This is a genomic window from Streptomyces sp. NPDC021012 (assembly GCF_044333355.1).
In the GTDB taxonomy this organism is placed as follows: domain Bacteria; phylum Actinomycetota; class Actinomycetes; order Streptomycetales; family Streptomycetaceae; genus Streptomyces.
This window is the reverse complement of the sequence record NZ_JBIRQU010000001.1, coordinates 220,503-234,020: the sequence shown is the minus strand read 5'-3', so window position 1 is coordinate 234,020 and position 13,518 is coordinate 220,503. Positions and strand designations below refer to the sequence as shown.

Here is a 13,518-nt window from a genome sequence, read left to right as displayed (position 1 = left end):
CAGCGTCCCGAAGCCCGGGAGGCCCCCTCGGGGCCGAGCGGTGCGAGGGGCGCGTCGGGGATCGGGTCCCCTACGGCGCCCCGATCGCCTTCTTCCGCTCGATCGGCGACGAGATCAACCAGGCGCTGGACCCCGTGGTGACGGCCCTGACGGGTGTCAGCGCCGAGCGCTGACGGGCGGGGGTGGAGGGGCGCGCCTACATTGGTGACATGTCGGTCACCGCGCCCCCCGATGAGGAACTCGACGTCCTGCGCCGGCAGGACCCCGAGGTCGCCGATGTGCTGCTCGGTGAGGCGCGGAGGCAGGCGGACAGTCTGCAGTTGATCGCGGCGGAGAACTTCACCTCGCGGGCGGTGCTCGCGGCGCTCGGCTCGCCGCTGGCGAACAAGTACGCCGAGGGCTATCCGGGCGCGCGGCACCACGGCGGCTGCGAGTACGCCGACGCCGTGGAGCGGATCGCCGTGGGACGGGCCACCGCGCTCTTCGGAGCCGACCACGCGAACGTACAGGCCCACTCGGGCTCCTCGGCCGTCCTGGCGGCGTACGCGGCCCTTCTCAGGCCCGGTGACACGGTTCTGGCCATGGGGCTGAACCACGGCGGGCACCTCACGCACGGGTCGCCCGCGAACTTCTCCGGCCGGTGGTTCGACTTCGTGCCGTACGGCGTCGACGCCGAGACCGGGCTCGTCGACTACGAGCAGGTCGCCGCGCTCGCCCGCCACCACCGCCCGAAGGCGATCGTCTGCGGATCGATCTCGTATCCGCGCCATCTCGACTACGCGCTGTTCCGGGAGATCGCCGACGAGGTCGGGGCCTATCTGATCGCCGACGCCGCCCACCCCATCGGCCTCGTCGCCGGGGGAGCGGCCCCCAGCCCCGTCCCGTACGCCGACGTGGTCTGCGCGACGACGCACAAGGTGCTGCGCGGCCCGCGCGGCGGGATGGTCCTGTGCGGCGAGGAGCTGGCGGACCGGATCGACCGGGCGGTGTTCCCGTTCACGCAGGGCGGCGCCCAGATGCACACGATCGCGGCGAAGGCGGTGGCCTTCGGCGAGGCGTCCACCCCGGCGTTCACCGCGTACGCCCATCAGGTGGTCGAACACGCCAGGGTCCTCGCCTCCGCGCTCGCCGCCGAGGGCTTCGCGGTGACCACCGGAGGGACGGACACCCATCTGATCACCGCCGATTCCACCCCGCTCGGCGTCGACGGCCGCACCGCGCGCGCCCGGCTCGCCGCCGCCGGCATGGTGCTCGACACCTGCGCCCTGCCGTACGGGGAGGGCCGCGGGATCCGGCTCGGCACCGCCGCCGTCACCACCCAGGGGATGGGCTCCCCGGAGATGGCGAGAATTGCCGCACTGTTCACCGTCGCGTTGCGCGACGACCCCGGGGAAACGGCCCGGGTACGCGCGGAAGTACGGGAGCTGACCTCCCGATTTCCCCCGTATGGGCCCTGACGGAAGAGCGAGCGCAACCGTTCGGGAGGCACGCGTGTCTCCAAGCACATGGACGGCACGGCTAGGGTGTGGGGCTGAGATGGCCAGCGATTCCTGTGGGGCAGCCCGTGCGTGATTACCTGCTGACGCTCTGTGTCACGGCCGCGGTGACCTATCTGCTCACCGGTCCGGTGCGGAAGTTCGCCATCGCCACCGGGGCGATGCCGGAGATCCGCGCCCGCGACGTGCACCGAGAACCGACTCCGCGGCTCGGTGGCATCGCCATGTTCTTCGGGCTGTGCGCGGGACTCCTCGTCGCCGACCACCTGCAGAACCTGAACAGCGTCTTCGAGCAGTCCAACGAGCCCCGCGCGCTGCTCTCCGGCGCCGCCCTGATCTGGCTGATCGGCGTCCTCGACGACAAGTTCGAGCTGGACGCGCTCATCAAGCTGGGCGCGCAGATGATCTCCGCCGGCGTGATGGTCGCGCAGGGTCTGACGATCCTGTGGCTGCCGATCCCCGGCGTCGGCACGGTGGCCCTGACCCCCTGGCAGGGCACGCTCCTGACGGTCGCCCTGGTGGTCCTCACCATCAACGCCGTGAACTTCGTCGACGGCCTCGACGGCCTCGCCGCCGGCATGGTCTGCATCGCCGCCGCGGCCTTCTTCCTGTACGCGTACCGCCTCTGGTACGGCTACACGATCGAGGCGGCCGCCCCCGCGACCCTCTTCGCCGCCATCCTCATGGGCATGTGCCTGGGCTTCCTCCCGCACAACATGCACCCGGCGCGGATCTTCATGGGCGACTCCGGCTCGATGCTGATCGGCCTGATCCTGGCCGCCTCCGCCATCTCGATCACCGGCCAGGTCGACCCCGACGCGCTGAAGATCTTCGAGGGCTCGACCCGGCAGGCCACGCACGCCGCCCTGCCCGTCTTCATCCCGCTCGTGCTGCCGCTGACGATCATCGCGATCCCGATGGCGGACCTGGTCCTCGCGATCGTGCGCCGCACGTGGAAGGGCCAGTCGCCGTTCGCGGCCGACCGCGGCCATCTGCACCACCGGCTCCTGGAGATCGGGCATTCGCACAGCCGCGCGGTGCTGATCATGTACTTCTGGTCGGCGCTCATCGCCTTCGGCACGCTGGCCTACTCGGTCCACTCGACCTCGATGTGGATCGTCCTCGCCATCACCGGGCTCAGCGCGATCGGCCTGGTGCTGCTCCTGCTGCCGCGCTTCACGCCGCGCGCCCCGCGCTGGGCCCAGTCCGTCGTCCCGCCCCGCTACCGCCGCCGCAAGCCGGCCGCCGTGCCGGTCGGGGCCGTGGAGCCGGGAGAGTCCTCGGAGGTGGTCGAGGAGGAGCGGGAGCCCGTGCCCGCCGGGGTCAACGGGGCGACCGCCATCGGTCACCGTTCGCGCTTCTCCGACAGGAGTAAGGCCGGGGCGCGCGGTTGACGAAAAGCCTCATTCGGGGGCTATAGCAGACAACTTGCCCTGCTGTCGCGCACACACGCGCAGGGTCACTCTCATGTGTGACTGTTGGCACACCTTACGAGTAAAGACCTATTCAAATAGTTTGTGATACGGTTCACGAGACCCGGCGACAGTGCCGAAAGACCGTAGTGCGACGGTCTGTTGGCCCCGAGACCCACCTCGGACCGGGATTACGCTCGTCCATGACGACACCATCGCCCCCTCCAAGAGCAAGCGGAGACACCGCCATGCCGTCGAACGACGCACGCATCCTTCTGCACACCGCCGTACCCACCGCAGCCGTCGGCGCCGTCGCCACGGTCATCAGCGGCGTGGTCGCCGGGGGCAAGGGTGCGATCGGTGCCGTCGTCGGCACCCTGGTGGTCATCCTCTTCATGGGGATCGGGCAGCTGGTTCTCCAGCGGACGGCGAAGTCGCTTCCGCACCTCTTCCAGGCCATGGGGCTCATGCTCTACACGGCCCAGCTGCTGGTGCTCTTCATCTTCCTGGCCTTGCTGAAGAACACGACGCTGTTCGACTTCAAGGCCTTCGCCTTCACGCTGCTCGCGACGACCGTGGTGTGGGTCGCCGCACAGGCCCGGGCCTACATGAAGGCCAAGATCACGTACATCGACCCCGGAAACACGGGGTCCAAGTCGTGAAGGGTAGGGCCGGGATAAAGCCGCGTTCGGCTTCCTGCTATCGTCCGGTGCCAACTGCGGCACTGCGGACGCGGGCATCCGAAACGGCGCCTGCCCCAGCGAGAGGCTCGACGCCGAACCGCCGCCCCCTTATCCGTAAGACCAGTCCAGTGCCGACCCGCGGCTGCGCGCCGCGCCGACACAACGAGGTTGCCGTACCTATGCGCCACGCTGAAGGAGCCCGCGGTGAGTGCTGACCAGACGCTTGCCTTCGACCCGGATTGCCACATCTTCTCTGGATGTGGCTTCCCGGCGCCGGGCCTGCACACGTTCATGTACGAGCCCATCGCCACGGTGGGCGGCATCGACATCACCAAGCCGATGCTGCTCGCCGTCCTCGGCTCCATCGTGGTCGTCGGGTTCTTCTGGGCCGCCTTCAACAAGCCCAAGCTGATCCCCGGCAAGATGCAGATGGTCGGCGAGGCCGGCTACGACTTCGTGCGCCGCGGCATCGTCTACGAGATCATCGGCAAGAAGGACGGCGAGAAGTACGTCCCCTTCATGGTGTCGCTGTTCTTCTTCGTCTGGATCATGAACCTCTGGTCGATCATTCCGGTCGCCCAGTTCCCGGTCACCTCGCTGATCGCCTTCCCGGCGGCCCTCGCGCTGATCGTGTACGTCATGTGGGTGGCGCTGACCTTCAAGAAGCACGGCTTCGTCGGTGCCTGGAAGAACATCCTCGGGTACGACAAGTCCCTGGGTGCGATCCTCCCGCTCATCATGCTGCTCGAGTTCTTCTCGAACCTGCTCATCCGGCCCTTCACGCACGCGGTGCGACTGTTCGCGAACATGTTCGCCGGTCACCTGCTGATCGTGATGTTCTCGCTGGCCACCTGGTACCTCATGAACGGCCTGGGCTTCGTCTACGCCGGCGCCTCGTTCGTGATGGTTCTCGTGATGACCGCCTTCGAGCTCTTCATCCAGGCCGTCCAGGCGTACGTCTTCGTCCTCCTGGCCTGCAGCTACGTCCAGGGCGCGCTCTCCGAGCACCACTGAGCCTCCCTGCCCCGTAGCTCCACCCCCGAAACCATCAGTCGTCCGGTGGCCAACCCCCATCGGGTCATTGAACAGAGAAGGAAGTATCGGCATGTCCGCTGCTCTCGACATGATCAACCTCGCCGCTGGCGAAGGTAGCGCCAAGACCAACGTCGTCGGCAACGTCGCCTCGATCGGTTACGGCCTCGCCGCGATCGGCCCCGGCGTCGGCGTCGGCATCATCTTCGGCAACGGTACGCAGGCCCTCGCCCGCCAGCCCGAGGCCGCCGGTCTCATCCGTACCAACCAGATCATGGGCTTCGCCTTCTGTGAGGCGCTCGCCCTCATCGGCATCGTCATGGGCTTCGTCTACCAGTAAGCCGGACCGACTGCCCGATTCTTTTTACGGAAGGCACTGATGTGAACGCTCTGCTTCTTGCGGAAGCGGCGGAGCCCCAGCCTCCGCTCATCCCGCATCTCGATGAGCTCGTCATCGGCCTGATCGCCTTCGTCATCGTCTTCGGCTTCCTCGCCAAGAAGCTTCTCCCGAACATCAACAAGGTTCTGGACGAGCGCCGCGAGGCCATCGAGGGTGGCATCGAGAAGGCCGAGTCGGCCCAGATCGAGGCTCAGAGTGTGCTGGAGCAGTACAAGGCCCAGCTCGCCGAGGCCCGCCACGAGGCCGCGCGTCTTCGCCAGGAGGCGACGGAGCAGGGCACCGCGATCATCCAGGAGATGAAGGCGGAAGGCCAGCGCCAGCGCGAGGAGATCATCGCGGCCGGCCACGCGCAGATCGAGGCCGACCGCAAGGCCGCGTCCGCGTCGCTGCGCCAGGACGTGGGCAAGCTCGCCACCGACCTGGCCGGCAAGCTGGTCGGCGAGTCCCTCCAGGACACCGCCCGCCAGAGCCGCACCATCGACCGCTTCCTCGACGAGCTCGAGGAGAAGGTGGAGGCTGTCCGATGAACGGAGCGAGCCGCGAGGCACTGGCCGCCGCCCGTGAGTCCCTCGACGCGCTGACCGACAACACGCCGGTCGACGCGACGAAGCTCGCGGACGAGCTGGCTGCCGTCACCGCGCTGCTCGACCGCGAGGTGTCGCTGCGCCGGGTCCTGACCGACCCCGCCCAGCCGGGTGAGGCCAAGGCCGAGCTCGCGCAGCGACTCCTCCGCGGTCAGGTGGGCGGCGAGACCGTCGACCTGGTCTCGGGCATGGTGCGTTCCCGCTGGTCGCGTTCGCGCGACCTCGTCGACGCGGCCGAGGAGCTGGCGAACACCGCCGACCTCACCGCGGCGCAGAAGGCGGGCGCGCTCGACGACGTCGAGGACGAGCTGTTCCGGTTCGGCCGGATCGTGTCCTCCAGCACCGAGCTCCGCTCGGCGCTGACGGACAAGGCCGCCACGGCCACCGCGAAGGGCACGCTGCTCCGCAGCCTGCTCGGCGGCAAGGCCCACGCGACCACCGAGCGTCTGGTCGTCCGTCTGGTGACCCAGCCCCGGGGACGTAGCCTGGAAGCGGGACTCGAGTCCCTGTCCAAGCTCGCCGCGGCGCGCCGGGACCGGATGGTCGCCGTCGTCACCTCGGCGGTGCCGCTGTCGGACCGGCAGAAGCAGCGCCTCGGTGCCGTCCTGGCGAAGCTGTACGGCCGCGAGATGCACCTGAACCTGGACGTGGACCCCGCGGTCCTCGGCGGGATCACGGTGCGCGTCGGCGACGAGGTCATCGACGGTTCCATCGCGGAGCGCCTCGGCGAGGCGACCCGTCGACTGGCCGGCTGACGGCCGCGACCACAGCAGCACCAAGGCAGCACAGCAACACAGCATCACCAGCGGCCCGGTTGGGCCGTGCAGAGATTGCAGAAGATTCCTGGGGGTCGGCCCCCAGACCCCTTAAGAAACTTCGGGCCCAACAAGGAGAGCAGGGAACCCAGATGGCGGAGCTCACGATCCGGCCGGAGGAGATCCGGGACGCACTGGAGAACTTCGTCCAGTCGTACCAGCCGGACGCGGCCTCGCGCGAGGAGGTCGGCACGGTCAGCCTGGCCGGTGACGGCATCGCGAAGGTGGAGGGTCTTCCCTCCGCCATGGCGAACGAGCTGCTGAAGTTCGAGGACGGGACCCTCGGTCTCGCGCTGAACCTCGAAGAGCGCGAGATCGGTGCGATCGTCCTCGGCGAGTTCAGCGGCATCGAGGAGGGTCAGTCGGTGCAGCGCACCGGCGAGGTCCTCTCCGTCGGTGTCGGTGAGGGCTACCTGGGTCGCGTCGTCGACCCGCTCGGTAACCCGATCGACGGTCTCGGCGAGATCGCGACCGAGGGCCGCCGCGCCCTCGAACTGCAGGCCCCGGGCGTTATGGCCCGTAAGTCGGTGCACGAGCCGATGGAGACCGGCTACAAGGCCGTCGACGCCATGACGCCGGTCGGCCGTGGTCAGCGTCAGCTGATCATCGGTGACCGTCAGACCGGCAAGACCGCTCTGTGTGTCGACACGATCATCAACCAGCGCGACAACTGGCGCTCGGGCGACGTGAACAAGCAGGTCCGCTGCATCTACGTCGCCATCGGCCAGAAGGGCTCGACCATCGCGTCCGTTCGCGGCGCCCTGGAAGAGGCCGGCGCGCTCGAGTACACGACGATCGTCGCCGCCCCGGCGTCCGACCCGGCCGGCTTCAAGTACCTGGCGCCGTACACCGGTTCCGCCATCGGTCAGCACTGGATGTACCAGGGCAAGCACGTCCTGATCGTCTTCGACGACCTGTCGAAGCAGGCCGACGCCTACCGCGCCGTGTCGCTGCTGCTGCGCCGCCCGCCGGGCCGTGAGGCCTACCCGGGTGACGTCTTCTACCTGCACTCCCGTCTCCTCGAGCGCTGCGCGAAGCTCTCGGACGAGCTGGGCGCGGGCTCGATGACCGGTCTGCCGGTCGTCGAGACGAAGGCCAACGACGTCTCGGCGTTCATCCCGACCAACGTCATCTCCATCACCGACGGCCAGTGCTTCCTGGAGTCCGACCTGTTCAACGCCGGCCAGCGCCCGGCCCTGAACGTCGGTATCTCGGTCTCCCGTGTCGGTGGCTCCGCCCAGCACCCGGCCATGAAGCAGATCGCCGGCCGCCTCCGCGTGGACCTGGCCCAGTTCCGTGAGCTGGAGGCCTTCGCGGCCTTCGGTTCCGACCTGGACTCGGCCTCGAAGGCGCAGCTGGAGCGCGGTCAGCGCATGGTCGAGCTGCTCAAGCAGGCTCAGTACCAGCCGATGCCCACCGAGAACCAGGTCGTCTCCGTCTGGGCCGGTACCACCGGCAAGATGGACGACGTCCCGGTCGCCGACATCCGTCGCTTCGAGGCCGAGCTCCTGGCGTACCTGCGCCAGAACCACTCCGGTCTCATGACCTCCATCCGTGAGGGCAAGAAGATGTCGGACGACACCCTGACGGCCGTCGCCGACGCCATCGCGGAGTTCAAGCAGCAGTTCGAGACGTCTGACGGCAAGCTGCTGGGCGCGGACGCTCCCGCCGTCAACGTCTCGAAGTGACGACGGAAGGGACCTGACTCATGGGAGCGCAGCTCCGGGTCTACAAGCGTCGCATCAAATCCGTCACCGCGACGAAGAAGATCACCAAGGCGATGGAGATGATCGCCGCCTCGCGTGTCGTCAAGGCGCAGCGCAAGGTGCAGGCGTCGACTCCGTACGCGACCGAGCTCACGCGCGCGGTCACGGCGGTGGCCACGGGTGCGAACGACAAGCACCCGCTGACCACCGAGGCGGAGAACCCGAGCCGTGCCGCGGTCCTGCTCCTCTCGAGCGACCGCGGTCTGGCCGGTGCCTTCAACTCCAACGCCATCAAGGCGGCGGAGCAGCTCATCAAGAAGCTGGAGGGCGAGGGCCGCACGGTCGACATCTATGTCGTCGGCCGCCGCGGTGTGTCGCACTTCAACTTCCGTGAGCGGAAGCTGACCGACACGTGGACCGGCTTCACGGACGAGCCCACGTACGCGGACGCCAAGAAGATCGCGGCACCGCTGATCGAGGCGATCGAGAAGGACACGGCCGAGGGTGGTGTGGACGAGCTCCACATCGTCTACACCGAGTTCGTCTCGATGATGACCCAGACGGCGGTCGAGGCCCGGCTGCTGCCCCTCAGCCTCGACGAGGTGGCGAAGGAGGCCGGCGAGCCGGACACCCTCCGTCCGCTGTACGACTTCGAGCCGTCGGCGGAGGACGTCCTCGACGCCCTCCTGCCGCGCTACGTCGAGAGCCGGATCTACAACGCGCTGCTCCAGTCGGCTGCCTCCAAGCACGCCGCCACGCGCCGCGCGATGAAGTCGGCCACCGACAACGCGGGAGACTTGATCAACAACCTCTCCCGACTTGCCAACGCGGCCCGACAGGCCGAAATCACCCAGGAAATCAGCGAGATCGTCGGTGGCACCGCAGCCCTGGCCGACGCGACCGCGGGGAGTGACAAGTAATGACGACCACTGTTGAGACGGCCGCCGCCACGGGCCGCGTCGCCCGGGTCATCGGCCCGGTCGTCGACGTGGAGTTCCCCGTCGACGCGATGCCGGAGATCTACAACGCCCTGCACGTGCAGGTCGCCGACCCGGCCGAGGAGGGCGCGCTCAAGACGCTGACCCTCGAGGTCGCGCAGCACCTCGGTGACGGCATCGTCCGCACCATCTCGATGCAGCCCACCGACGGTCTGGTCCGCCAGGCCCCCGTGGTCGACACCGGCGACGGCATCACGGTGCCCGTCGGCGACGTCACCAAGGGTCGCGTGTTCAACACGCTGGGCCAGATCCTGAACGAGCCCGAGGCGGAGTCGGAGGTCAGCGAGCGCTGGTCCATCCACCGCAAGGCCCCGGCGTTCGACCAGCTCGAGTCGAAGACCGAGATGTTCGAGACCGGCCTGAAGGTCGTCGACCTTCTCACCCCGTACGTCAAGGGTGGAAAGATCGGTCTGTTCGGTGGTGCCGGTGTCGGCAAGACCGTTCTGATCCAGGAAATGATCATGCGTGTGGCGAAGCTGCACGAGGGTGTTTCCGTCTTCGCCGGCGTGGGTGAGCGCACCCGTGAGGGCAACGACCTCATCCACGAGATGGCCGACTCCGGCGTTCTGGACAAGACCGCCCTGGTCTTCGGCCAGATGGACGAGCCCCCGGGCACCCGTCTCCGTGTCGCCCTCGCCGGTCTGACCATGGCGGAGTACTTCCGCGATGTGCAGAAGCAGGACGTGCTGTTCTTCATCGACAACATCTTCCGCTTCACGCAGGCCGGTTCCGAGGTCTCGACCCTGCTCGGCCGCATGCCCTCCGCGGTGGGTTACCAGCCGAACCTGGCCGACGAGATGGGTCTCCTCCAGGAGCGCATCACCTCGACCCGTGGTCACTCGATCACCTCGATGCAGGCGATCTACGTCCCCGCCGACGACCTCACCGACCCGGCGCCGGCGACCACCTTCGCCCACCTCGACGCGACGACGGTTCTCTCCCGTCCGATCTCCGAGAAGGGCATCTACCCGGCCGTGGACCCGCTGGACTCCACGTCCCGGATCCTGGACCCGCGCTACATCGCGCAGGACCACTACGACGCCGCCACGCGCGTCAAGGGAATCCTGCAGAAGTACAAGGACCTCCAGGACATCATCGCGATCCTCGGTATCGACGAGCTGAGCGAGGAGGACAAGATCACCGTCCACCGCGCCCGCCGTGTCGAGCGATTCCTGTCCCAGAACACCCACGCGGCGAAGCAGTTCACCGGCGTGGACGGTTCGGACGTTCCGCTCGACGAGTCGATCGCCGCGTTCAACGCGATCTGCGACGGTGAGTTCGACCACTTCCCGGAGCAGGCGTTCTTCATGTGCGGTGGCCTTGAGGACCTCAAGAACAACGCCAAGGAGCTCGGCGTCTCCTGAGCCCCGTGCTCACCGAGGGGGACGGGATCCGTCCCGTCCCCCTCTCCACGCCCCCTAGAATTGACCCCAACACCCGGCACGACCGCCGGGTGGTGACCCGAGGAGCCACCCTTGGCTGCTGAGCTGCACGTCGAGCTGGTCGCCGCGGACCGGAGTGTCTGGTCCGGCGAGGCCACCCTGGTCATCGCGCGTACCACCTCCGGCGACATCGGCGTCATGCCCGGCCACCAGCCGCTGCTCGGTGTGCTGGAGTCGGGCCCGGTGACCATCCGTACGAGCGAGGGCGCGACCGTCGTCGCCGCCGTCCACGGAGGATTCATCTCGTTCGCCGACGACAAGCTGTCTCTGCTCGCGGAGATCTGCGAGCTGGCGGACGAGATCGACGCCCAGCGCGCCGAGCGCGCGCTGGAGCGTGCGAAGACGGACTCCGACGCCGCCGCCGAGCGGCGCGCCGAGGTCCGGCTGCGCGCGGTATCGGTCCGCTAGCGGACCGCACCGAGCAGGAGTGCCCTCAGCCGCGGCACGATCCGGAATTTTCCGGACCGTGTCGCGGCTGAGGCGATGCAGATGCAGGTTGTATTCGGTTCTGCCGGCCGTGCCGGCCACGGGACGCAGCGAGGAGGTCGGTGAAGATGTTCCTCGCTCTGCTCGTGTGCGGCATCGTCGTCGCACTGGTGGTGATCGGGCTCTTCGTCTTCGGCACGCGCCGGAGACTGATCCAGCGCGCCGGCGGCACGTTCGACTGTTCGCTGCGCTGGGACGTCCCCGACGAGCCGGATCCGACCGGCAAGGGCTGGGTGTACGGGGTCGCCCGCTACAGCGGTGACGAGATCGCCTGGTTCCGTGTCTTCTCGTACTCGCCCCGCCCGCGCCGCGTCCTGGAGCGCTCGTCCATCGTGGCCCTGGAGCGCCGGATGCCGGAGGGCGAGGAGGAGCTCGCGCTGCTCTCCGACTCCGTGATCCAGCCCTGTATGTACGAGGGCGTCCGCATGGAGCTCGCGATGAGCGAGGACGCCCGGACGGGTTTCATGGCCTGGCTGGAGGCGGCGCCTCCCGGGCAGAGGGTGAATGTCGCCTGAGGCATGAAGAAGCGGGGACGGCGTGCTGCGCCGTCCCCGCTTCGGCTTTCCCGGCCTAGCTCAGGCCGGTGTTGATGGCGCCGACCAGCTCGCCGTTGCTGGTGTCACCGCTGAACTCCCAGAAGAACGCGCCGCCGAGGCCCTGGTTCTTGGCCCAGCTCATCTTCGCGTTCACGGTGGCGGGGGTGTCGTAGCTCCACCAGTTGGTGCCGCAGTAGGCGTACGCGGTGCCCGCGACGGTGCCGGTGGCCGGGCAGGAGTTCTTGAGGACCTTGTAGTCCTCGATGCCCTGCTCGTACGTGCCCTGCGCGGGGCCGGTGGCCGTGCCGCCGGGGGCGGCCTGGGTGACGCCGGTCCAGCCGCGGCCGTAGAAGCCGATGCCGAGCAGCAGCTTGTTGGCGGGGACGCCCTTGGCCTTGTACTTGGCGATGGCCTCGGCCGAGTTGAAGCCCTGCTGAGGGATGCCGGCGTACGAGGTGAGCGGGGAGTGCGGGGCCGTCGGGCCCTTCGCCGCCCAGGCGCCGAAGAAGTCGTACGTCATGACGTTGAACCAGTTCATGTACGGCGCGGCGCCCGCGTAGTCGGCGGCGTCGATCTTGCCGCCGTCGGAGGCGTCGGCCGTGACGGCCGCGGTGACCAGGGCGTTGGCGCCGAACTTGGCGCGCATGGCCTGGATCATGGTCTTGAAGGAGGCCGCGCCGCTGGTGTCGCAGGACAGACCGCAGGCGTTGGGGTACTCCCAGTCCAGGTCGATGCCGTCGAAGACGTCGGCCCAGCGCGGGTCCTCGACCAGGTCGTAGCAGGACTGGGCGAAGGCGGTCGGGTTCTGCAGGGCCTGGCCGAAGCCGCCGGACCAGGTCCAGCCGCCGAAGGACCAGATGACCTTGATGTTCGGGTAGAGCTTCTTCAGCTTGCGCAGCTGGTTGAAGTTGCCGCGCAGCGGCTGGTCCCAGGTGTCGGCGACGCCGTCGACGGACTGGTCGGCGGTGTAGGCCTTGTCGTAGTCGGCGTAGGAGTCGCCGATGGCGCACTTGCCGCCGGTGACGTTGCCGAAGGCGTAGTTGATGTGGGTGATCTTGGACGCGGAGCCCGAGGTCACGATGTTCTTCACGTGGTAGTTGCGGCCGTAGACGCCCCAGTTGGTGAAGTAGCCCATCTTCACGGCGTTCGGGAGGGGCTGGCCGCCGCCTCCGCCGGTGGTGTGGACGGCGACCGGGCCGGCGGCGGGTCCGGTCTGGTCGATGGTGTCGCGGGCGACGACGGTGTACGAGTAGTCGGTGCCGGCGGTGAGGCCGCTGTCCGTGAAGGTGAGGCCGGTGGTGGTGGTCACCTTGGTGCCGTCGCGCAGGACGTCGTAGTTCTTGACGCCCTTGTCGTCGGTGGCCGCGGTCCAAGTGAGCTTGGCCGAGGTGTCGGTGATGTTCGAGGCGACCGGGGTGCCGGGGGCCGAGGGCGGGTTGTCGCCCGGCACGGTGGTGCCGTCGCAGGAAGCGCCGTTGACCTTGCAGCCGGTGGGCGCGCCGGGGCCCGCGCCGTTGTAGCCGAAGGAGACGGAGGCGCCGGGGGCGAGGGTGCCGTTCCAGCCGACGTTCTTGGCGGTCCAGTGGGTGCCGGAGCTGGTGACGGTGGCGTCCCAGGCGGAGGTGACGGAGGTGCCGGCGGGGTAGTCCCACTCGACGGCCCAGGAGCTGATGGTGGTGGTGCCGGTGTTCTTGATGGTCCAGTTGGCGCCGAAGCCGGTGCCCCAGTCCTGGGTCTTGATGTAGGTCGCGGTGGCCGAGGTGGCGGCCTCGGCGGGGGAGGCGAGGCCGACCAGGGCGGCCAGGGGCAGGATCAGGGCGGTCAGTCCGGCGGCGGTCCGCTTTCTGAACCCTGCTCTGCGCGTCGGTGCTTGAGTGCTCAACGGTGCTCCTCAAGTTGCGGACGGACAAGGTGGGGGTGGTCCGTGG

The 13,518-nt window shown here is 68.5% G+C and carries 13 protein-coding genes; 12 read left to right on the top strand and 1 reads right to left on the bottom strand.

Annotated features, from left to right (window positions below; genetic code table 11):
• Positions 1–209: 209 nt before the first annotated feature.
• The 12 genes from glyA (at position 210) to ACH4TP_RS01000 (ending at position 11,569) form a co-directional block, all read left to right on the top strand.
• Complete coding sequence (gene glyA / locus ACH4TP_RS01055; RefSeq protein ID WP_389236163.1) at positions 210–1,457, top strand: serine hydroxymethyltransferase; 1,248 nt, start codon at positions 210–212, stop codon at positions 1,455–1,457.
• A 107-nt stretch (positions 1,458–1,564) separates the two neighbouring features.
• Positions 1,565–2,890 carry an MraY family glycosyltransferase gene (locus ACH4TP_RS01050; protein WP_398435115.1) on the top strand — a complete coding sequence of 442 codons (1,326 nt, stop codon included), beginning with the start codon at positions 1,565–1,567 and terminating at the stop codon, positions 2,888–2,890.
• A gap of 266 nt (positions 2,891–3,156) precedes the next feature.
• On the top strand, positions 3,157–3,570 hold the full coding sequence (locus ACH4TP_RS01045; protein ID WP_389236159.1) for a hypothetical protein: 414 nt from the start codon (positions 3,157–3,159) through the stop codon (positions 3,568–3,570).
• A gap of 225 nt (positions 3,571–3,795) precedes the next feature.
• Complete coding sequence (gene atpB / locus ACH4TP_RS01040; RefSeq protein ID WP_389236157.1) at positions 3,796–4,605, top strand: F0F1 ATP synthase subunit A; 810 nt, start codon at positions 3,796–3,798, stop codon at positions 4,603–4,605.
• A gap of 91 nt (positions 4,606–4,696) precedes the next feature.
• On the top strand, positions 4,697–4,963 hold the full coding sequence (atpE, locus tag ACH4TP_RS01035) for an ATP synthase F0 subunit C (RefSeq protein ID WP_266896688.1): 267 nt from the start codon (positions 4,697–4,699) through the stop codon (positions 4,961–4,963).
• Between the two features lie 41 nt (positions 4,964–5,004).
• The gene (locus ACH4TP_RS01030; RefSeq protein WP_398435113.1) at positions 5,005–5,550 is read left to right on the top strand and encodes a F0F1 ATP synthase subunit B; all 546 of its coding nucleotides are present in this window, start codon (positions 5,005–5,007) and stop codon (positions 5,548–5,550) included.
• On the top strand, positions 5,547–6,362 hold the full coding sequence (locus ACH4TP_RS01025; protein ID WP_389236154.1) for a F0F1 ATP synthase subunit delta: 816 nt from the start codon (positions 5,547–5,549) through the stop codon (positions 6,360–6,362). The genes ACH4TP_RS01030 and ACH4TP_RS01025 overlap by 4 nt, the downstream gene beginning before the upstream one ends.
• Positions 6,363–6,514: 152 nt before the next feature.
• On the top strand, positions 6,515–8,110 hold the full coding sequence (gene atpA / locus ACH4TP_RS01020) for a F0F1 ATP synthase subunit alpha (RefSeq protein ID WP_351183844.1): 1,596 nt from the start codon (positions 6,515–6,517) through the stop codon (positions 8,108–8,110).
• Positions 8,111–8,130: 20 nt separating this feature from the next.
• Positions 8,131–9,048: a F0F1 ATP synthase subunit gamma gene (locus tag ACH4TP_RS01015; RefSeq protein ID WP_389236152.1), complete on the top strand. Its 918-nt coding sequence runs from the start codon at positions 8,131–8,133 to the stop codon at positions 9,046–9,048.
• Entirely contained in the window at positions 9,048–10,490 is a 1,443-nt protein-coding gene (atpD, locus tag ACH4TP_RS01010; protein WP_389236150.1) for a F0F1 ATP synthase subunit beta, read from the top strand. The genes ACH4TP_RS01015 and atpD overlap by 1 nt, the downstream gene beginning before the upstream one ends.
• A 111-nt stretch (positions 10,491–10,601) precedes the next feature.
• Complete coding sequence (locus ACH4TP_RS01005) at positions 10,602–10,976, top strand: F0F1 ATP synthase subunit epsilon (protein WP_189799849.1); 375 nt, start codon at positions 10,602–10,604, stop codon at positions 10,974–10,976.
• Positions 10,977–11,122: 146 nt separating this feature from the next.
• On the top strand, positions 11,123–11,569 hold the full coding sequence (locus ACH4TP_RS01000; protein WP_389236148.1) for a DUF2550 domain-containing protein: 447 nt from the start codon (positions 11,123–11,125) through the stop codon (positions 11,567–11,569).
• A 55-nt stretch (positions 11,570–11,624) separates the two neighbouring features.
• Here the strand turns inward: ACH4TP_RS01000 and ACH4TP_RS00995 are convergent, their stop codons facing one another.
• A complete protein-coding gene (locus tag ACH4TP_RS00995) occupies positions 11,625–13,472 on the bottom strand; it encodes a glycosyl hydrolase family 18 protein (RefSeq protein ID WP_398435110.1) in 1,848 nt (615 codons plus the stop codon).
• Positions 13,473–13,518 lie beyond the last annotated feature (46 nt).